The following is a 20,294-nucleotide window of genomic DNA, read 5'->3' as shown; positions in this document are numbered from 1 at the left end:
CGCCATCATGCTCAACTTGCTGGATCCCGATACCAAACCCACCCTGCTGGTGGTCGATGACACACCGGAGAACCTCTCCCTGCTCAGCGCCCTTCTCAGCCCCCACTACCGGGTCAAGGTCGCCATCAGCGGCCAGCGGGCACTGGAGATCCTCTCGGCCGGCACCCGGGTGGATCTGATCCTGCTCGACGTGGTGATGCCCCAGATGGACGGCTATCAGGTGATGCAGGCGCTGCAGGAGATGCCGCAGGTGCGGGAGATCCCGGTGATCTTCCTGACCGCCAAGGTGGAGGAGAGTGCGGAGGCGCACGGCCTGGCGCTGGGGGCCGTCGACTACATCCACAAGCCGATCACCCCCGCCATCGTGCTGGCCCGGGTCAGAAACCACCTGGAGCTGAAAGCGGCGCGGGATCTGCTGCACGACCAGAACGCCTTTCTGGAGCAGGAGGTGGAGCGGCGCACCCGGGAGAACGAACTGATCCAGAACATCACCATCCACTCCCTCGCCTCTCTTGCCGAAACCCGCGACAACGAGACCGGCAACCATATCCTGCGCACCCAGCACTATGTGCGGCTGCTGGCGGAGACCCTCTGCGAGCATGCCCGCTTTCGTGCAGAGCTGACCCCCAAGACCATCGATCTGCTGTTCAAATCGGCCCCGCTGCACGACATCGGCAAGGTCGGCGTGCCAGACCGGATCCTGCTCAAGCCTGGCAAGCTGGATGCGGACGAGTTTGCCCAGATGAAGCACCACTCCATTCTCGGCAAGGAAGCCATCGTCCATGCCGAGGAAGCGCTGGGGGTAGAGGTGGAATTTCTGCGACTGGCCAAGGAGATCGCCTGCTACCACCACGAGAAGTGGGACGGCACCGGCTATCCCTATGGCCTGCACGGTGACGAGATCCCGCTCTCGGCCCGCTTGATGGCGCTGGCCGACGTGTACGACGCCCTCATCAGCAAGCGCTGCTACAAGGCTGCCATGTCCCACCAGGAGGTGGTGCCGATCATACTGGCGGGACGAGGCAATCACTTCGACCCCGACATCACGGACGCCTTTGCCCGCATCCACCAGCAATTCCACGAGATCGCCCTGCGTTACAACGACGACAAGGGCGAGCGGGAGTCCAATCGCGACTAGGCGGTGGCGGGCAGCAGATCGGTGAAGACGAAGCCGTCTCGCAGCACCGTTTCCCCCACCCGGATGAGCAGGGGATGCAGGAACATGGGGCCGTCCCAGGCCAGGGTGTGAAACTCCCCGTTCTCGCCGCAGGGATCCACCCCGGCGGGCAGGGCAGCCAGGAAGGCCGGGCCGAATTCATGACCACCTAACCCGGCGTCCAGCTTGCCCGGATCCAGGGTGCAGACCCTGGCCTTGAGCCCGGCGTCGATCATCGCCTGCGCCAGCTCGGTCGTGTCGCTGCCCCAGAGCGGGAAGAGCGGCGTGATGCCGGTCCCCGCCAGTTGCCGCTCCCGATAGGCGCGCACATCCTCAAGAAAGAGATCCCCGAACGCCATGTGGTGAATGTCCTTGGCCTGCACATCGGCGATGAAGCCCGTCATGATGCGCCCATACTCCTCGTTGCTGCAGGGCCAGGGCAGGTCGATGGTGGTCAGCGGCAAGCCCACGCACTCAGCCTGTGCCAACAACAACTGCTTGCGCACCCCGTGCATGGCCACCCGCTCGAACGCCTGGTTGAGGGTGGTGAACAGCCCCACCACCTCGATGGCCGGATCCTGGCGCAGGCGATGCAAGGCCCAGGCGCTGTCTTTTCCGCTGCTCCAGGAGAGCAGTACCTTTTTCTTCGTCATGATCTCTCCAGCTCCTTGCCGCACCGTGCTGCAAGACAGTGTTGCGAATTGTGCGATTTACATTGCGGGACACAAAAGCATACCCTCGTGGGTGAGCGTATCCCCGCAGCACACCGGGGAGAATAACTAAAAAAACGATGGGAAACATAAGGATATGAGTAAAGTCAGCACATCGCACGACCACGGTCGCCCCCTCAATCGACAGGATTACAAGACCCTGAGCCTGGCGGCGCTGGGCGGCGCCCTCGAATTCTACGACTTCATCATCTTCGTCTTCTTCGCCGTGGTCATCGGCGAGCTCTTCTTCCCGGCCGACATTCCCGAGTGGCTGCGCCAGTTCCAGACCTTCGGCATCTTCGCCGCCGGCTACCTGGCCCGCCCCCTGGGGGGCATCATCATGGCCCACTTTGGCGATCTCATCGGCCGCAAGCGGATGTTCACCCTCAGCATCATCCTGATGGCCTTGCCGACCCTGCTGATCGGCCTGTTGCCCACCTACGCCGTGCTCGGCATCGCCGCCCCCCTGCTGTTGCTGCTGCTGCGGATCCTGCAAGGGGCCGCCATCGGCGGGGAGGTCCCCGGAGCCTGGGTCTTCGTGGCCGAACACGTGCCCGCCCGCCGGGTCGGTGTCGCCTGCGGCACCCTCACCGCGGGACTGACCGCCGGCATCCTGCTCGGCTCCCTGGTGGCGACCGCCATCAACCGTGGCATGAGCCCGGGCGATGTGAGTGACTGGGGCTGGCGTCTGGCCTTCGTGCTCGGCGGCGTGTTCGGCATCGTCGCCATGTACCTGCGTCGCTGGCTGCACGAAACCCCGGTCTTCGCCGAGATGCAGGCCAACAAGTCCCTGGCCGAGGAGCTGCCCCTCAAGACGGTGCTGCGTGAACACAAGGGCAGCGTCGTCGTCTCCATGCTGCTGACCTGGCTGCTCTCCGCCGGCATAGTGGTGGTGATCCTGATGACCCCGACCTATCTGCAGAAGGTCCACGGCATCAGCCCGGCCGATGCCCTGACCGCCAACTCCCTGACCATCGTCGCCCTCACCCTGGGCTGCATCGTCTATGGTCGCCTGATCGATGCCATCGGCAGCGGTCCTACCTTCATCCTGGGCTCCCTGCTGCTGGCCGGCGCCACTTATACCTTCTACCACAGCCTGGCAGTCGGCACGGATCAGCTGGTGCCCCTCTACATGCTGGCGGGCTTTGCGGTGGGGATCGTCGGCGCCGTGCCCTACGTCATGGTCAATGCCTTCCCGCCGGTGGTGCGCTTCTCCGGGCTGTCGTTCTCCTACAACGTGGCCTACGCCATCTTCGGCGGCCTCACCCCCATGCTGGTCACCCTCTGGATGAAGGAGGACGTGCTGGCCCCCTCCCACTATGTGGTCAGCCTGGCCGCCCTCGGTTTCGTGCTCGGCATCTGGCTCTGGCTGCGCCAGCGCGGCCAACGCCAGGCCACCCCGCAGGCCGCCTGATCCTTCCCAAGCAAGCCCCGCACTGTCGGGGCTTGTTCTTTGCGGATATCATCGACCGGGTGGCGGTCCGCTGCGGACCTGCCAGCTCACCCCAATCCGTCCATCTGCCCGAGGTCCACTATGTTCTTCCAGGTCGTCTTTCTCGCCTTGCTGGCCCTGCTGCCCATGGTCAACCCGCCCACCACGGCCACCCTGCTGCTGGGACTGAGCAAGGGCATGTCCCGCGAGCACATTCGCCGCCAGATCAACATGGCCGCCCTCTATCTGTTCGCCACCCTGTGCGTCAGCTTCTTCATCGGATCCTCCATCCTGGATCTGTTCGGGATCTCCATTCCCGGCCTGCGCCTGGCCGGTGGCCTCATCATCGCCTTCATCGGCTTTCGCATGCTGTTCCCCTCGCCAAACCAGTCTGCGGGGGTCGAGGCCAACCAGAATATCGCCTTCGTGCCCCTGACCATGCCCAGCATGTGCGGACCCGGCACCATGGCGCTGGTGATCAGCGGCGCGGCCCAGATCGCCGAGCTGCCGGCCGAGGCCAATCGCGTCGTCATCTATGCCGCCATGGTCACCGCCTTCGCCCTGATGAGCCTGATCAGCTGGGGTGTGCTCAAGCTGGCAGATCCCGTGTGCAAGATCCTGGGAGCCACCGGCATCGACGCCATGACCCGCATCATGGGTTTCCTGCTGGTGTGCATGGGTATGCAGTTCTGCATCAACGGCGTCAAGGAGGTGGCGCAGGATCCCGTCTTCCATGGTCAGGTGATGGAACAACCCGCTGCCGCCTTGCCGTCCCATGCCGGATCCACCACCCTCGATCATCTCGCCGTGCCGCGCCAGCCCTGATTGAAAACGGTGTCATTTTTCGTGCAAATCCCTCCTGATCTTGCGCCTGATCATATTGCCTTCATCTTGATGGGGTAGTCTGGTTTTTGTACAGGCAGGGTTCAGAAGGTTGCCGCTAGCGTGGCATGTGCTGACCCCATCACTTGAGGAGATATGCAAATGGAAAAGATGCTGACCGAGATTGGAAGCTACAGCCTGTTTCATGAGTATCTGAACGTGGTCGGTGCCGCCAGCCCCGCGCTGACCCGGATCAAGACAGGATGGGAGTTCAAGCGAAAGGATCGCCTGCTCGCCCAGATAAGGGTGGATGACCACGGCCACGCCCGCTTCTTCATCGACGCCCGCGCCATTTCGGTCAACTGACCCGACCCCTTTCCCAGCCCCGGCGCCTGCCGGGGCTTTTTATTGCTTGCGCGTTCCAATAAAAACCCCGGCGCCGGGCCGGGGTTTACAAAGGTGTGTGACCTTACTGGGTGCCGCCCACGGTGAGCTGATCCAGCTTGAGGGTGGGCTGGCCGACGCCGACCGGCACGCTCTGCCCCTCCTTGCCACAGACCCCGACCCCGCGATCCAGCGCGAGATCACGGCCCACCATGGAAACCTGGCTCATCGCCTCGGGGCCGTTGCCGATCAGGGTCGCCCCCTTGATGGGCGCGGTGATCCTGCCATCCTCGATCAGGTAGGCCTCGGAGGCGGAGAAGACGAACTTGCCGGAGGTGATGTCCACCTGGCCGCCACCGAAGTTGGGGGCATAGATCCCCTTCTTCACCGAGGCGATGATCTCGGCCGGATCGTACTGACCCGCCAGCATGTAGGTGTTGGTCATGCGCGGCATCGGCAGGGCGGCGTAGGATTCGCGGCGGCCATTGCCGGTGAGCGGCACCCCCATCAGGCGGGCATTCTGCTTGTCCTGCAGGTAACCCTTGAGGATGCCGTTCTCGATCAGCACGTTGTAACCGCCCGGCGTCCCCTCGTCGTCGATGGAGACGGAGCCGCGCCGACCCGGCAGGGTGCCGTCATCGACGATGGTGCAGTGTTTGGAAGCCACCTGCTCGCCGATGCGCCCGGCAAAGGCGGAGGAGCCCTTGCGGTTGAAGTCCCCCTCCAGACCGTGACCCACCGCCTCGTGCAGCAGCACACCGGGCCAGCCGGCACCGAGCACCACCGGCATGGTGCCGGCCGGGGCGTCGATGGCCTCCAGGTTGACCAGCGCCTGGCGTACCGCTTCGCGCACATAGCCAAACGCCCGGCTCTCGAGCCCGTCCAGCTCGAGGAAATGGTCGTAACCGAAGCGGCCACCGCCCCCCGCGCTGCCGCGCTCACGGCGATCCCCCTTCTCGGCGATGACGGTCACCGAGAGGCGCACCAGGGGGCGCACGTCGGCGGCCAGGGTGCCATCGGTAGCGGCCACCAGGATCTCTTCATAGACCCCGCTGATGGAGGCCATCACCTGATTGATGGCGGGATCCAGACTTCTGGCGAACTTGTCCATCTGCTCCAGCAGGGCAATTTTCTGCTGCTTGTCGAGGGTCTGCAGGGGATCCAGCGCCGGGTAGAGCAGGTTTGCTTCGGTGCGAGCCCATGTTTTTACCTTGCCGTGCGCACCGGCGGCGGCGATGCCGCGAGCGGCAGTCACCGACTGTTGCAGCGCCAGCAGGCTCAGCTCGTCCGAGTAGGCGAAACCGGTCTTCTCGCCGCTGACGGCGCGCACCCCCACCCCCTGATCGATGTTGTAGCTGCCATCCTTGACGATGCCGTCCTCCAGCATCCAGGACTCGTGCCAGCTGCGCTGGAAATAGAGGTCGCCGAACTCCACCTGATGGCTCATCAGGCTGCCGAGCAGCTGTTGCAGCCGCCCTTCGTCGAGATCGTTCGGGGCCAACAGGGAGGCACTAACCTGGCTCAATAGACTCAAATCTTTCTCTCCACTCTCATGCGAGATGTCGTAACGGTTAAATCCACGGCCGCGGGCTCACAGCAGGCGGGCGTGTTGCAGCACCGGCATGGTGCGTTTCAATTCATCGATCAGGGCCCCATCCAGCGGCGCCAGCACGGTGCCCTGCCCCGACGCCCGACAGGCCAGCACCCGGCCCCAGGGGTCGATCACCATGCTGTGGCCCCAGGTCTGGCGCCCCGTCTCGTGGGTGCCCCCCTGGTTGGCGGCCACCACGTAGCACTGGTTCTCGATGGCACGGGCCCGCAGCAGGGGCTCCCAGTGCGCCTCGCCGGTGACGGCGGTAAAGGCGGCAGGCACCAGCAGCACCCGGGCACCGGCCCGGGCCAACTGGCGGTACAGCTCGGGAAAGCGCAGATCATAACAGATAGAGAGGCCGAGGGGACCAAAGGGGGAGTCCACCAGCACAGGCTGATCACCCGGGCTGAAGGTCTCCGACTCCCGGTAGCGGCCGTGATTGTCCGCCACGTCCACGTCGAACAGGTGGATCTTGTGGTAGTGCCCCTTGAGCTCGCCGTCGGGATTGAACACCAGGGTGCTGGTGTGGATGTGGTCGGCACCGGCGATGGCGGTGGGCATGGCCCCGGCCACCAGCCAGATGCCGTGGGATTTGGCCCAATCAGAGAGTTGCTGCTGGATTGGGCCATTTCCCAATGGCTCTGCCCCGTCCAGATACCCCTGCCGCTCGCCAAAGAGGGCGAAGTTTTCCGGCAGCAGCACCAGCAAGGGGCGCTCCCCGGGCAGACTCGCCAGCTCGGCGGCGATCCGCTCCCGGTTATCCTGCCAGGTACGACCCGAAATCAACTGCATGGCGGCTAGCCACATGACGCGCTCCTTCTGTTGGGCGAGCCGGTGGCACAAGGCCTTCTCAGCTCGCGGGGCAATATCCGCACTCTTCTGTTGGGCGAGCCGGTGACCGGTGACAGAAGGCCTTCTCGGCTCGCAGGGCAATATCCGCACTCTTCTGTTGGGCGAGCCGGTGACCGGTGACAGGAGGCCTCCTCGGCTCGCGGGGCAATATCTGCACTATGAGGGGTTTGGCGGCCGGGGGAAAGTCCCCCAGCCCGGCGCTGACCCTCAGCGCTGACCCGAGCCCTGATGCTTGGGATTGAGCAGGAAGGGGGTGACCTCCTTGGCGGGCAGGCCGGGCGCCACCGCATCCACCGCCTCCTTCTGCTGCTGGTTGAGCTTGATGCGGGCGCGATCCCGCCCCGCCTCCACCAGCCTGGGGGCGTCCAGCGGGCCGGAGACCCGAAAATCGATACGGGTCACCACGTCCACCACGGGCTCCAGCAGCTTGGAGAGGGCCAGCACATAGAGCCCGGTGATGGGGGTCAGAGAGAAGGCCGCCACCACGGGCAGGGTGCCCCCCAGGTTCGGGGAGAAGCTCAGATCAAAGTCGAGCCGCCAGCGCACCAGATCCGCGATGCCCTTGCCTCGCAGGTTGCCCGCCGCCCCCTTCATGTAGAAGTCGTTGTTCTCCACCACCCCCTGATGGACCTTGGCGGAGGCGGACATGGACTCGAAATAGAAGCCCTTGTCGAAGACGTCGCGAAAATCGAGGCGCAGCTTGCGCATCAGGGAGTCGAGGCTCAGCAGGGAGAGCAGTCGGGCCCCCTTGTCGTTGACCTCCCGCAGGGTGCCTCCCTCCAGTTGGTAGTCGGCGCTGCCCGCCAGAGTCGGCAGGCTCAGGCGGTAGGGCACGTCACGCCAGTTCAGATCCAGAGCCAGCTTGCCCGGGGCATCCCCGATGGGCGAGGTGTAGCCAAGCCGCTTGAGCAGCAGCTCGCTGTTGCGGGTCTCGAGGTTCACCCTGGCACGGGTCTGCATCTGGCTGCCACGGGCCAGCCACTCGGCGCTGCCGCGCAGGGTGCTGCCCGCCAGGCGCATCTCCAGCCCCTTGAGATCCAGCCGGTTGGCCCCGGGCAGCAGTTCCCCCTTCACCTCACCCAGGGGCAGCTCGCCGAAGCGGCAATCCACGCAACTGAAGGTGAGCCAGGGAATGGCATTCATGATGGCCCTGTCCTGGCGCTCATCGGGATCCGGGCTGAGATCGGTCCCCTTGCCGGACCAGTAGATGCGGGCAAACTTGGCATCGATGGGGCGTCCGTCGGCCACCGGCACCCGCACCACCCCCATCACGTCGGGGCTGTCGATCATCACCTCGGTGGCCTGGTTCACCGGCCCCAGGGTGAAGTGCACCGCCTTGAGGCTGGCGCTGCCGATGTCGGCACGGGCCAGTTGGCCATCTACCCACCACTCCTGGGGCAAGAAAGCGGGACCCACCACCGCATTGTCACTCGGCGCCGTGCCAGCAGGCAGCCACTGCTTGAGACGTGCCAGCCAGCCGGCTACGTCCGCCTGCTGCTGGTTGATGGCGAGCAGCATGGGCTTGTCCTGCATCACCCGCGCCCCGGGCTGGCCGATATTGACCCGCACCCGGCTGAGATAGGGCACGCCGTCGCCGTACACCAGGCGGCTCTGCATGTCGATGTCCGCCCCCAGCACGGCGCGGATGTCGGCGCTGCCATCCCGCCCACGGGCCGTCACCTTGAGGGGCAGCCGGGTACCCGCCGCCTTGGTCAGGGGCACGGGCAGATCCAGCCCCATGCCCTGCAGGTTGGAGTCCAGCGCCAGCTGGAAGCTGAACGCCTTGTTCTCGGGCAGGGTCAGCCCCAGGGTACCGGACCAGTTGCTGCGCCCCTGGAGCATCTCGAGGGCCGGTATGTCCCGGCGCTGGCGGCGGCTGTCCCACTGCCCCTGGAACTTGAGGTCGGCCTGATAGCCGTGGGGCAGTTGCCGCCCCTGATAATCCAGGGTCAGCGGCTGGTTCCACAGGCTGGCCTTGAGGTTGTGAATGCGAGTCTGCTCGTTGTCATACTCGAGCGTCCCTGCGACCCCGTCGAGGGGCAGATCCAGGGAGGCGATCCTCACCTTGTTGTCCTTGAAGCTGGCTTCCCCGCTGGCCTTGACCTCCCCCTCGCCATCCAGCGGTATGTCGAGCTTCACCGTGCCCTTCATGGGGCCGCGGATCTCCACCTCCCGCAGCGCCTGACCGACGGTTCCCCCCAGCGGCGAGTCCTGCAAATAGTCGCTGATGGCCTTGCCCTCGCCCTCAACCCTGGCATCCACGTAGAGGTGAGCACCCGGATAGAGGTCCGGGATCCAGGCATGCACCGAGTCGGAGCTGGCCTTGCCGAGCTGGGTGGCGCGGCTGTTCATGTCGAGGCTGGCGTTCTGGAACAGCAGATCGATCTGCAGGTCGGTCAGCGGCTGCCAGCCCGGGAAAAACTCGTAGGTGGCCTGTTGCAGCGGCACCGCCACCTGGAAGACGCCCTTGCCGTTGTCGTAGGGGAAGTCACGGAATTCGCCGTACCAGAGCAAGTCTGCACCCTTGGCCTTGCCCCCCTTGATGGCGCCGCTCAGGTAGCTCACCAGCCCCTCATCCATCACCGCCAGGGGGTAGTAGCGATCCGCATGGGCCGCGTTCTTGACGTCGATGCGCCCGGTCAGAGCAAGGAAGGGGTGCTCGTACAGCTCGAGGCGAAACCGGCTGGCGAGGCGCAGATCCGGGTTGTCCAGGGCAATGTCCTGGCCATAGAGCACCCAGCCTTGGGGCGCCCGCCACCAGTCGAGGGCCGCACTCAGGCTGTCCACCGGGATGGGTTCCTTGAAGTGGCGGGCCGGATCCACCTTGCCCTTGCCCAGGGTCAGGCGGGCACGCCCCCCGTTCGGGGTCAGCCAGAAGTCACCGTCCAGCTTTTGCAGACCGGGCACATCGTGCCAGGCCCGGGTCCCGAAGCCGCGCAGTTGCCCCTGCAAAGAGAGCCCCTGCCAGTCCTCGTCGGCTTGCAGGACCAGCTCCTGCAACTGGCCTCTTGGCCGGGTGCGTTTGAGGGTCTCGGTCAGCTCGGGATAGAGGCCGGAGACCAGCTGGCTCAGGTTGGCAATCTGGTCGAGATCGATGGCGGGTACATAGCCCTGAATGCGCGAGCCGATGCGCTCGAGCTGAAGGCGGCTGTGCAGCCAGGTGGCGCCATCGAGCTTGAAGGTGACGTCGTGGCTGGCGAGCTGCCACGCCTCGCCGTCCCGGCGCAGCTGGATCTTACCTCCCTGCAGGTCGAGGCGATGCGGCTCCCCCTTGATCTCGTCCTTCCAGATCAGGTGGTTGTTGCCAAAGGCCAGCAGGGAGTTGCCGAGCCTGCCCTTCTCGAACTCGCTCCAGAGCTGGAAGTCGAGCTGGCCGCTCACCGGCGGCGCGCCGGCGTGGATCCTGGCCAGCATGGGGCTGATGTCCAGCTCCCGGGCCCCCAGATAGAGCTGGCCCTTGAGGCGGTCGAGCCGCACCTCGGGGGCATCCACATCGATGATGAGGTCCAGGGTGCTCTCCCCCACCCCGTTGATGAGATAGGCCTTGCCGACCCCCTGATGCCGCTTGCCGCGGTTCTGCCAGCGCAACTGGGCGATGTCGAGGGCGCGCACCTCCCCCAGTGCCGTGGTGAGGCTCAGGCGAGTGTCGTGAATGTCGAAGGTGGAGAGCTGGGTCAGCAGGAAGCGCAGCAGGGCCTCCTGCTGGTTCGCGCTCTTCCCGCTGACGGGGGTGGCGGGCTGGGTCATGTCCAGCGCGATGTTGCCGTCGCTCAGGATCAGCTGGCCAAACACCGGTCTGAGTTCGTTGAGGGAGCGCCAGAAGTCGAGGTGGGCCCACACCTTGCCAAGGCGCAGGGAGAAACGCCCCGAATCGGGGGCGATGGCCAGTCCTTCCAGCCCGATGGCCGGGCCGCGGGGAGTCCACTCCAGCCCGACGTGATCCACGCTCACCTCGAGCTGACTCTCTCCGAGCAGGGTCCCTATCACGGCCGCCCGGTGCTGGTTGAGCAAGGGGCCGCCCAGTCGTACCACGCTGACCAGAATGGCCAGCAGCACGAAGAAGACTCCGAGGGCCAACCAGCCCCGACTCAGCCAGCGATAGACCAATTACATCATCACCACATCGAACTGTTCCTGCCCACAGAGCGGCTCGGAGACCACCCTGACCTGCTTGCCGATGAAGACTTCCAGCTCCGCCAGACTGTGGGACTCCTCCCCCCGCAGGTAATCGGCCACCGAAGGAGCCGCATAGACGGTGAACTGATCCGCGTCGTAGGCGCGGTTGACCCGGATGATCTCCCGCAGGATCTCGAAGCAGACCGACTCCACCGTCTTGACCCGGCCGCGCCCCTTGCACTCGGGGCACTCGGCGCAGAGCACGTGCTCCAGGCTCTCCCGGGTGCGCTTGCGGGTCATCTCCACCAGCCCGAGCTGGGAGAAACCGTTGACGTTGGTCTTGGCCCTGTCCTTGGCCAGCGCCAGCTCCAGGCTGTGCAGCACCCGGCGACGGTGATCCTCGGACTGCATGTCGATGAAGTCGATGATGATGATGCCGCCGAGGTTGCGCAGGCGCAGGTGACGGGCGATGGCGGCGGTGGCCTCGACGTTGGTGTTGAAGATGGTCTCTTCCAGATTGCGATGGCCGACGAAGGCCCCGGTGTTGATGTCCACCGTGGTCATGGCTTCGGTCTGATCGATGATGAGGTAGCCGCCGGATTTCAGCTCCACCTTGCGCTCCAGGGCCCGCTGGATCTCGTTCTCCACGTCGTAGAGATCGAAGATCGGCGACTCGCCGGTGTAGTACTCCAGCTTGTTGGCCAGCTCGGGCACGTACTCCTCGGTGAAGCGCTTGAGCTGATCGAAGCTCTGGCGCGAGTCGACCCGGATCTTGTCGAGCTCGGCACCGACGAAGTCACGCACCACCCTGAATGCCAGGCTGGGATCCTCGTAGAGGATCTTGCAGGGGGGATACTTCTGCTTGCGCTCGAGGATCTTGCGCCACAGGCGCTTCAAGAAGGCGGCGTCCTGTTCCAGCTCCTGCTCCCCCACCCCTTCGGCGGCGGTGCGGATGATGTAGCCACCCAGTTCGTCCACATAGCCGGCCACGGTGCGCTTGAGGCGCTCGCGCTCCGCCTCGGATTCGATGCGCTGGGAGACCCCCACGTGGGCACTGCCCGGCATGAACACCAGATAACGGGATGGCAAGGTGATGTCGGTGGTGAGGCGGGCCCCCTTGGTACCGAGCGGGTCTTTGACCACCTGTACCATGATGTCCTGCCCCTGGCGCACCAGTTCGGCGATGTTGCCGGCCTGGAACTGCTCCTTCTCCTTGATCGCCACGCACTCGGTATGGGGCACTATGTCGGAGGCGTGCAGGAAGGCGGCCTTGTCCATGCCGATGTCGACGAAGGCGGCCTGCATGCCGGGCAGCACGCGGCTGATCTTGCCCTTGTAGATGTTGCCCACGATGCCGCGCTTGGCCTGACGCTCCACATGCACTTCCTGCAGCAGACCGTTCTCGACCAGGGCGACCCGGGTTTCGGAGGGGGTGACGTTTACCAGCAGTTCTACCGACATAAGTTACCTTGCCTTTCTAGTTTTGAATTCTGGCACGACGAACAACGGGTAACTCAGCAGCGCACTGCTGACGAGAGGATTACCGGGTCTGCTCGAGGTGCTGCTTGATCAACAGGTCCGTCTCCAGCAGGGGCAGGCCGACCACGGCACTGTAGCTCCCCTCGAGGCGACTGACGAATTTGCCGGCAATGCCCTGGATAGCATAGGCGCCCGCCTTGTCGCACGGCTCGCCGGTGCGCCAGTAGGCTTCGATCTCTGCCTCGTCCAGCTTGCGAAACGCCACGTTGGTGGTGACCAGTCGCACATCGCACCGCTCCGGGGTGGCCAGGGCCACCGCCGTCATCACCTGGTGTACCCGCCCGGAGAGGGCTTCCAGCATGTCCTTGGCGTCCAGCAGGTCGGAGGGTTTCTCCAGCACCCGCTCCCCCAGCACCACTATGGTGTCGGCCCCCAGCACAGGCAGCGCCGTGGGCGCCGCGGCCACACCGGCCATCGCCTTGTCGCGGGCCAGCCGGCAGACGTAATCCTGGGGCTTCTCACCGTCGTTGCGCAGCTCCGGCACATCCAGCTTGAGGACCTCGAAACGGTAGCCCAGGCGGGTCAGAAGCTCGTGCCGGCGGGGGGAGCCCGAGGCGAGATAGAGTTGCAGTTCGTTGTGCTTGTTCATACTTCACTCAATGAGACGATGCGCAGTTACAATGCGTTGTTTTTATTCACATTCACTTGATATTGAAGCGACGCCGCACCTTGCGCAAGACCATAAAAATCCAGGGCCATATTAACATCGTCGTCAACGTCGACCAAAAGTAGGCGAAGTTGAGGCTGGCCCGGCTGAACAGATGCTCCGCCCAGAACACGGTGATCTTCCCCACCAGGGAGAGCAGACCGATGATCAGCGCCTGCTGCCAGAGGGAGAAGTTGCGGATCTTCTGGAACTGGAAGGCCGCCAGGTAGGTGGTGATGGCCATGGCCATGGCCCGCACGCCGAGGGTGCTGCCGAGCAGCACGTCCAGCAGCAGGCCCGCCACCCAGGCGGTGCCGACGTTGGTCCGGTGCGGCAGCGCCAGCGCCCAGTAGATGAGCACCATGGCGAGCCAGTCCGGACGGAAGGGTTCGAATTGAAAGGGAAGCGGCAGGATGGAGAGGCACAGGGCCAGCAGGATCGAACACCAGATCCAGATCCTGCCGCTGGCGGGTTGCAGCATCAGCGCGTCGCCCCCGCCGCCGAGGTTGCCGTGGCCGCTGAGGCGCTCGCCGCAGGCTCAAGGGCATCCTTGTCGTGTACTTCCGGTTTCTTGTCGGTCCACAGCAGCAGCAGGTAGCGCAGACGATCCAGCGCCACCAGCGGCTTGGCCTCGATCTGGGCGAAGGGCTTGCCCTCCACGTAGTCGGAGCGGGTCACGGTCGCCACCGGATAACCTTCCGGGAAGCGGCCGCCCAGGCCCGAGGTGACCAGCAGATCGCCGACCTGGACGTCGGTGTTGCGGGGCAGGTTGCGCAGCTCCAGCTTGTCCAGCTCGCCGCTGCCGGAGGCGATGGCACGCAAGTCGTTGCGCAGCACCCGCACCGGGATGCCGTGGCTGGAGTCGGTGATGAGCAGGACGCGACTGGTGGTAGAGCCCACGTGGAGCACCTGACCGACCACCCCCTGATCGTTGATCACCGGCTGGCCGTTGTAGACGCCATCCAGCGCCCCCTTGTTGATCAGCACCTGATGGCTGAAGGGGTCGGAATCCACCGACAGCAGCTCGGCCACCATCTTGCGGGACTCCTTGTGTACCGGCGACCCCAGCAGCTCGCGCAGACGCTGGTTCTCGTGCTCCAGCTGATCCATCTTGAGCAGGCGCGAGCGCAGGGTGAACAGTTGCTGCTCCTGCTGCTTGGTCTGCTCGATGAGATCGGCGCGGGTCTGCACCTGGGTCGACATGGTGTCGAGCAGGGTGCCGGGGGCGTTGGCGATGTATTGCAGCGGGCTCACCAGGGAGCTCAGATAAACGCGGACATGGCTGAACACACCGAAGCGGGAATCCGCGACGATGGCAGCGACGGAGATGATGACGGCGAGAAACAACCGTAACTGAAGCGAAGGGCCTCTACCGAAGATGGGTTTCATGAGTCGTCAAAAAAGAGCCGGCGCTCGGCCGGCTTTGGGTCTTATTCGTAGTGGAACAGATCGCCACCGTGCATATCGATCAGCTCCAGCGCCTTGCCACCGCCACGGGCGACACAGGTGAGGGGATCTTCAGCCACGACGACCGGGATGCCGGTCTCTTCCATCAGCAGACGGTCGATGTCCTTGAGCAGGGCACCACCACCGGTCAGCACCATGCCGCGCTCGGAGATGTCGGACGCCAGCTCGGGCGGGGATTGCTCCAGGGCCACCATGACGGCGGAGACGATGCCGGAGAGCGGCTCTTGCAGCGCTTCCAGGATCTCGTTGGAGTTCAGGGTGAAGCTGCGGGGCACACCCTCGGCCAGGTTGCGACCGCGCACTTCGATCTCGCGCACCTCTTCGCCCGGATAGGCGGAGCCGATCTCGTGCTTGATGCGCTCGGCGGTGGCTTCCCCGATCAGGCTGCCGTAGTTGCGACGGACGTAGCTGATGATGGCTTCGTCGAACTTGTCGCCACCGATACGGACGGACTGGGAGTAGACCACGCCGTTCAGGGAGATGATGGCCACTTCGGTGGTACCGCCACCGATGTCCACCACCATGGAACCGGTCGCTTCGGAGACCGGCAGGCCGGCACCGATGGCGGCAGCCATGGGTTCATCGATCAGGTAAACCTCGCGGGCGCCGGCGCCCAGAGCGGATTCCTTGATGGCGCGACGTTCCACCTGGGTGGAGCCGCAGGGTACGCACACCAGCACGCGCGGGCTGGGGCGGAAATAGTTGTTGTCGTGAACCTGTTTGATGAAGTGCTGCAGCATCTTCTCGGTCACGTAGAAATCGGCGATCACGCCGTCTTTCATCGGGCGAATGGCGGAGATGTTACCAGGGGTACGACCCAGCATCTGCTTGGCGGCATGACCGACAGCAGCGACCGATTTGGCGTTCCCGCGCTCTTGGCGAATGGCGACAACTGAGGGTTCGTTAAGGACGATCCCTTGATCTTTTACATAGATCAGGGTGTTGGCAGTTCCCAAGTCGATCGACAGATCGTTGGAAAAGACGCCTCTGAGCTTTTTGAACATGGCTACGGGAAATCCTAAGAATTTGGAGGTGCAGAAAACCGGCTAACTTTACCAATGCCCACCCCAATGGGCAAGCGCTCAAACTGTCGCCAATCAATCAGGCGCGACAAAAATGCGAGTCATCACTCACCCGCTCAGGCCGACAAACACTACGAAACAAGGAGATAAGACGCCACTGTACAGCAATGCGTCTATCTCCCCGTGTCAGCCCGGGTGTCAGGGCATCACTTCGCGGCGATAAATAATCCGATCATTGCCCCGATCCCGACCAAAAATTGCCTCCCCCTGCAGATGACCCGTCGTGGCGGGATCCGCCAACCAGACGGGTTGGGATGGCTGTTGCTCCAGCACGATCCGATAGGGAATGCGCACCGCCTGATTGGGCGGCGCGAAGTGGAACCGGGTCTCGCCTGCGTCGAAACCGACCTGAGTACCGCCCGGAGCCACATTGCCGAGACCAAGGCGAATGCGGGTACCGTCTTTGAGGATCAGATCCCCCGTCGCGGCGTCATAGCGTTGCTCCGCATCGGTAAAGACGATACCACCTCCCGCCAGGGAGATCTGGGTACAGATATCTTGCGAATTGTCTCGCCTATCTTGCGAATTGGCTCGCCACAGGCCCCCTTCGAAATATTGCACCTGCAGGGGCAGCGCCAGCGGGGCGCTATCTACCCCCTGACGGGTGCTGGCGAGCAGCCGGCCGTAGTAGGCGATCATGGTATCGTCCGATCCCTTCGGAATGGAGAGCTGTTTGGCGGTGCAGTTCACCCCGCTCTGGCAAGTGCCACTGACGGCTGGATTCATGTTCCGACCGCTGAGGAAGCTGGTCTCAGGAGTCTCACCGTCCGTCACTCTGAGCCCTAGTCGCAGGAGCGGCAAGGGCTCTTCCGGTGCGGTCAGGCTAGGGGTCAGTTCGCGCAGCCGCATAAAGCGGGTTTGACCTGACTGCTTGCCTGTTCCTTCGGTCCAGCTGGCGGCCAGCGGCGCCAGCCGATTGGATCTGTCCACCCCGTCCTGATTGTTGGCGGCCACCAGGGTGAGGGCCCCCCTGGCAAAGGCATCACGGTAGTTCCTCGTGACACTCCCTTCCTTGTTGCGCGCCTCCACCACCGTCTGTATCCCGAATGGCTGGCTCATATAGCTGAAACCACCGCAGGCCGGGGTGACGGTGCCGCTCGTCATGTTGAAGTCCCAGGGTACGAAGCGCCCCAACGGTACGCTGGTGGCGGGAGGGATGGTGTAACCGAAATAGCCCGTTGATACTGTGCTTCCCTCTGGCGACGTTGCCACCGGTGGCGTCGCCTTGATCCTGAAGACCCCGACCTCGTTGAGACTGAGGGCGGGGGTATTGAGGCCGGCACTGGCTGCAACGTGGCTGTACTTGGTCGGAGTGACCTGGGCGGCCACGCCCCCCTGAGGGGCCACCAGCTCGCTGGTCAGGGCGATGTCGGACAACACGAAGTTGGGGGTGGTGCCATTGCCGGTGCAGATATCCCTATCGCTGTCGCTCTGCCACGCCATGGCCTGGATATTGAGCGAGAAGCTGTCTCCCGTCCTCTTGAACACAGGGCAGGTGATATCACCTGCCGCGCAGGCCCCCTGGGTGGGCGTGATGCAGAGCCCCACCGGGCGGCTGACGAACAGATCCGACCCTGTCATCACCAGCCCTGCGGTATCACCGCTGCCATCGTGGCGGGCATTAAGCCGCATCTGGCCTGCATCCGGATAGCGAACACTCTTCAACGTCGCCTTGCCTTGACCATCGAAGGTCAAATTGAGGGTTGTCGCCGCTGGCGAGACTACATTGGCGGCATAAGTCGAAATCGTCTTGCCATCTATCGCCATCTGACTCCCGGCAGAATTGTCATTCGGGGTGACATACGTTCCCCAGAAGCCGACCGAACGCTCACCGGTAAAACCGGGGACACACTGCTGGGTCGCATTGTCCTTTTTGACGGCACTGATCACTACATCTTGGGGCCTGTTGGCCAGGGTATCCGGCACATTGAACAGGAAGCCGCTGTCGGCGAAGCTCAAGGTACAGGCGGCGGCGCTCAGGGCACCACTGCCGGCGCGGCACAGGGTGGTGCTCAGGGGTTTGGTGGACGGCGTCGAGCCGCTCACCCCCACTGTGATGGCCGTCGCCAGATTGTTGCGTAGCTGCAAGGTGGTCGTGCCGCCGCTGAAATTGACGGTGGCCGTGTTGCCGTTGTAGCTCACCTGGCTGTCGGCTATCCAGCCGTTGCTGCCATTCTTGAGGGGGGTCAGGATGGCACTCACCGGGTCCGTGAACAGTTGGCTGCAACTGGCGTTGGCGCAGGCCCGTATGACGAGGGTCTCCGGGTTGCAGGTCAGGGCCTGACCGGAGTGATCGAACTCGAAGTGATCGATCTGGGTGCCCACCGGATTGGATTTGAGGGCGCAGATCCGGACGTTGTCGAGCTCATGGTAGTTCGTCACAGAACCGGTGGAGCCGGTGAGCGACAGCAGGAAGTTGGCGGGCACCGCCGCCTGCCCCGTCTGGTTCACCATATTGATGGGCCCCACCAGCATGGTGTAGCCCGAGCCCGTGTTCCGCTCAACCGACGCAAGTGAACTGCCGGCAGTGCGCGAGTCAATGGTGATGCGGTAACGATGGGGGCGGTTGCCATTGGTTCCGCTGTCCACTGCCGGGCTCAGGTTGCTCGCCGTTCCCGCCAGATAGCGATAGCCCGAGGTCCCCGAACTGGCACCGGAGCCACGAATGGAAACGGCCTGAGGACGAGACCCGGGATTATAGGAGCCCCCCTCGTTGGCATAGTTGCCGTATTCGTCGATACCGACCCCCATCCAGCCACCGGCAAAACCGCTGATCCCGGTCTTGAAGCCATAACCCAGCGGGCCACCGAAGGCGCCGGGCTGGGGCGTGATCGTCGCATCGGAGAGCACCACCGCCATCCCGTCCGCCCCGCTCGAGCCGGAGGTCTTGTAGGCATACTGATCGAACTCGATAGTCACCAGATTGCTGGCCCCCGGGAAGAGGCGCTGGAAGGTCGCAGAGGTGGCCTGGTTGGTCGTATTCTGGGTCAGCCGCAGGCGACCGTTTTGCAAAGAGGGCAAGGTGCTGCCATTGCGTTGAGCCACCACCCAGTCGCTGCCAAGGGTGCTGGCGGAGAAGTCGTCGCTGAAACAGGTCAGTGGGTCTTCACACATGCCCGGCCAGTCGCCGTTGAAGGGCTCGTGGATCACCTTGCTGTTGTTGGTCATGGAGACGTTCACCGCCGACACGGCACCGGTCAGCACGGCCTGGCCACTCATGGCCAGATCCCCGGCGTTCACATAGAGAATGGCGTTGAGTTTGGTGTTGCCGCTCATGGTGACCTTGCCGAAGTGATACATCATCAGGTCGTTGGCCTTGCCCCCCGCATTGACCTCCATCTGGTCGCTCAGGGCCAGATCGCTCTTGATGTACAACCTCGCGGCACTGCCGCTGTCAAAGATCAGCTTGTCGTTCTGGCCGAGCTCCATCTTGTCTATCCAGTGGTTGCCGCCACGAAAGTAGAAATTGATGTTGGAGGTGCTCTGGTGTTTGAACGTCTTGAGGTAGCGGGCCTGCAGATACCCGTTGATGGTGCCGTTGCCGCTCACCTCCAGGGTCTGGTGAAGCAGAAGCGTCAGATCGCTGCGACTCCCTGCAGCGGAGATCCGGCTCTCGTTTTCCATCTTTAGCCCATAGACGGCGAGGGAGCTCTGTCCCTGGAAGGTCATGGCACTGTTGCTCTTCATCCCCAGGCTTTTGATGAACCAGTCCCCTGCCCCCATGAGCACGCTCTGGCCACTGGTAGAGACCTCCATGGTGACCTTGTCCAGGTAGTGCGGCTGGAAGACGGCGGTCCCGGTATTGCCATTGCCCGAGACCTCAAGGGTGCTGTAGACGGTGACCCTGGCGTCATTGAGCTTGCCCTGACCAGTCACCGTCAGATCGTTCACATGAAGGTCTCCCGACCCGGTGACGCCACTGTTGTAACCATTCTTGATGGTCATCTTCTGGGCATAGACGGTCGCACCGTTGAGGTTGATCATCGCCCCTTCGCTGATAGACAAGGTATCGAAGCGATAGGTCTGGCCCGATTTCAGGGTCGCCACGCAGCTGTTGCCCCCCCACGAGGCGTTCTTGTAGTCACCGGCAGCAGGAGAGGTGGTCCCGTCGCAAGCGAGATCATTTTTCCCGCTGTAGGAGGGGAAGCCCCCCGGGTTGGCCGGAAACGCGTCGGGATCGCTGATGAAGGTCACATCCTTGAGCACACTGGCAAGGGTGCCGCTGACGTTGCAATTGGAGACCCAGGTGCCGTTGTTCCAGAAACCACCGCTGTTGCAGTTGGCGTTGGGCTGGATGTTTTTGGTCAGGAAGGGGTAACTGGCCCCCACAGTGGTGCTGATGATCTTGCTTTCATTGTTCATGCTCAGCACGCCGGGGGAGGCGTGGCTCTGCACCGGGAAAAGGAAGGCTTCGGTACACTGGCTGGCGGCCTGCACCGAGGTGGATCCCAGCAAGATCCACAACAGGGCGCCGCGAAGAGGCTGGCTGGACTTCAT

General features: G+C 63.8%; 14 protein-coding genes. 4 read left to right on the top strand and 10 right to left on the bottom strand.

All coding sequences use genetic code 11. From position 1 onward, the window contains the following. Positions 1-7 precede the first annotated feature (7 nt). Complete coding sequence (locus AB5Y80_RS06570; RefSeq protein ID WP_043154351.1) at positions 8-1,138, top strand: HD-GYP domain-containing protein; 1,131 nt, start codon at positions 8-10, stop codon at positions 1,136-1,138. Here AB5Y80_RS06570 and AB5Y80_RS06565 read toward each other — a convergent pair. Further along, positions 1,135-1,809: an ATP-binding protein gene (locus tag AB5Y80_RS06565; RefSeq protein ID WP_368172690.1), complete on the bottom strand. Its 675-nt coding sequence runs from the start codon at positions 1,807-1,809 to the stop codon at positions 1,135-1,137. The two genes, AB5Y80_RS06570 and AB5Y80_RS06565, sit on opposite strands and share 4 nt — an antisense overlap. A gap of 154 nt (positions 1,810-1,963) precedes the next feature. Here AB5Y80_RS06565 and AB5Y80_RS06560 point away from each other — a divergent pair, with 154 nt between their 5' ends. From AB5Y80_RS06560 to AB5Y80_RS06550, 3 genes are all read left to right on the top strand, one after another. Further along, complete coding sequence (locus tag AB5Y80_RS06560) at positions 1,964-3,280, top strand: MFS transporter (RefSeq protein ID WP_368172689.1); 1,317 nt, start codon at positions 1,964-1,966, stop codon at positions 3,278-3,280. A gap of 120 nt (positions 3,281-3,400) precedes the next feature. After that, the gene (locus AB5Y80_RS06555) at positions 3,401-4,123 is read left to right on the top strand and encodes a MarC family NAAT transporter (protein ID WP_368172688.1); all 723 of its coding nucleotides are present in this window, start codon (positions 3,401-3,403) and stop codon (positions 4,121-4,123) included. 159 nt (positions 4,124-4,282) lie between these two features. Beyond that, positions 4,283-4,486: a hypothetical protein gene (locus AB5Y80_RS06550; RefSeq protein ID WP_041212219.1), complete on the top strand. Its 204-nt coding sequence runs from the start codon at positions 4,283-4,285 to the stop codon at positions 4,484-4,486. A gap of 103 nt (positions 4,487-4,589) precedes the next feature. Here AB5Y80_RS06550 and tldD read toward each other — a convergent pair whose 3' ends face one another. The 9 genes from tldD to AB5Y80_RS06505 all read right to left on the bottom strand — a co-directional run bounded on the left by tldD (position 4,590) and on the right by AB5Y80_RS06505 (position 20,294). Further along, positions 4,590-6,038: a metalloprotease TldD gene (tldD, locus tag AB5Y80_RS06545; RefSeq protein WP_183149210.1), complete on the bottom strand. Its 1,449-nt coding sequence runs from the start codon at positions 6,036-6,038 to the stop codon at positions 4,590-4,592. Positions 6,039-6,095: 57 nt separating this feature from the next. Further along, positions 6,096-6,902 (bottom strand): carbon-nitrogen hydrolase family protein, encoded by an 807-nt coding sequence (locus tag AB5Y80_RS06540; protein ID WP_201922236.1) that lies wholly within the window; start codon positions 6,900-6,902, stop codon positions 6,096-6,098. A 252-nt stretch (positions 6,903-7,154) separates the two neighbouring features. Continuing rightward, positions 7,155-11,054, bottom strand: a complete 3,900-nt coding sequence (locus AB5Y80_RS06535) for a YhdP family protein (protein ID WP_368172687.1) — start codon at positions 11,052-11,054, stop codon at positions 7,155-7,157. Then, a complete protein-coding gene (rng, locus tag AB5Y80_RS06530) occupies positions 11,055-12,524 on the bottom strand; it encodes a ribonuclease G (RefSeq protein ID WP_010672637.1) in 1,470 nt (489 codons plus the stop codon). It abuts the gene before it with no gap. Between the two features lie 79 nt (positions 12,525-12,603). After that, entirely contained in the window at positions 12,604-13,191 is a 588-nt protein-coding gene (locus tag AB5Y80_RS06525; protein ID WP_010672636.1) for a nucleoside triphosphate pyrophosphatase, read from the bottom strand. Between the two features lie 52 nt (positions 13,192-13,243). Continuing rightward, on the bottom strand, positions 13,244-13,729 hold the full coding sequence (gene mreD, locus AB5Y80_RS06520) for a rod shape-determining protein MreD (protein ID WP_010672635.1): 486 nt from the start codon (positions 13,727-13,729) through the stop codon (positions 13,244-13,246). Then, positions 13,729-14,637, bottom strand: a complete 909-nt coding sequence (gene mreC, locus AB5Y80_RS06515) for a rod shape-determining protein MreC (RefSeq protein WP_029313545.1) — start codon at positions 14,635-14,637, stop codon at positions 13,729-13,731. Before mreC ends, mreD begins: the two co-directional genes overlap by 1 nt. 41 nt (positions 14,638-14,678) lie before the next feature. Beyond that, positions 14,679-15,719, bottom strand: a complete 1,041-nt coding sequence (locus AB5Y80_RS06510; RefSeq protein WP_005308111.1) for a rod shape-determining protein — start codon at positions 15,717-15,719, stop codon at positions 14,679-14,681. A gap of 216 nt (positions 15,720-15,935) precedes the next feature. Beyond that, positions 15,936-20,294 carry a DUF6701 domain-containing protein gene (locus tag AB5Y80_RS06505; RefSeq protein WP_368172686.1) on the bottom strand — a complete coding sequence of 1,453 codons (4,359 nt, stop codon included), beginning with the start codon at positions 20,292-20,294 and terminating at the stop codon, positions 15,936-15,938.

The sequence above is a fragment of the Aeromonas sp. R2-1 genome, from assembly GCF_040908425.1.
GTDB lineage: Bacteria > Pseudomonadota > Gammaproteobacteria > Enterobacterales > Aeromonadaceae > Aeromonas > Aeromonas caviae.
Note: the sequence above shows the minus strand (reverse complement) of the source record. Positions and strands in the feature narration are given on the sequence as shown.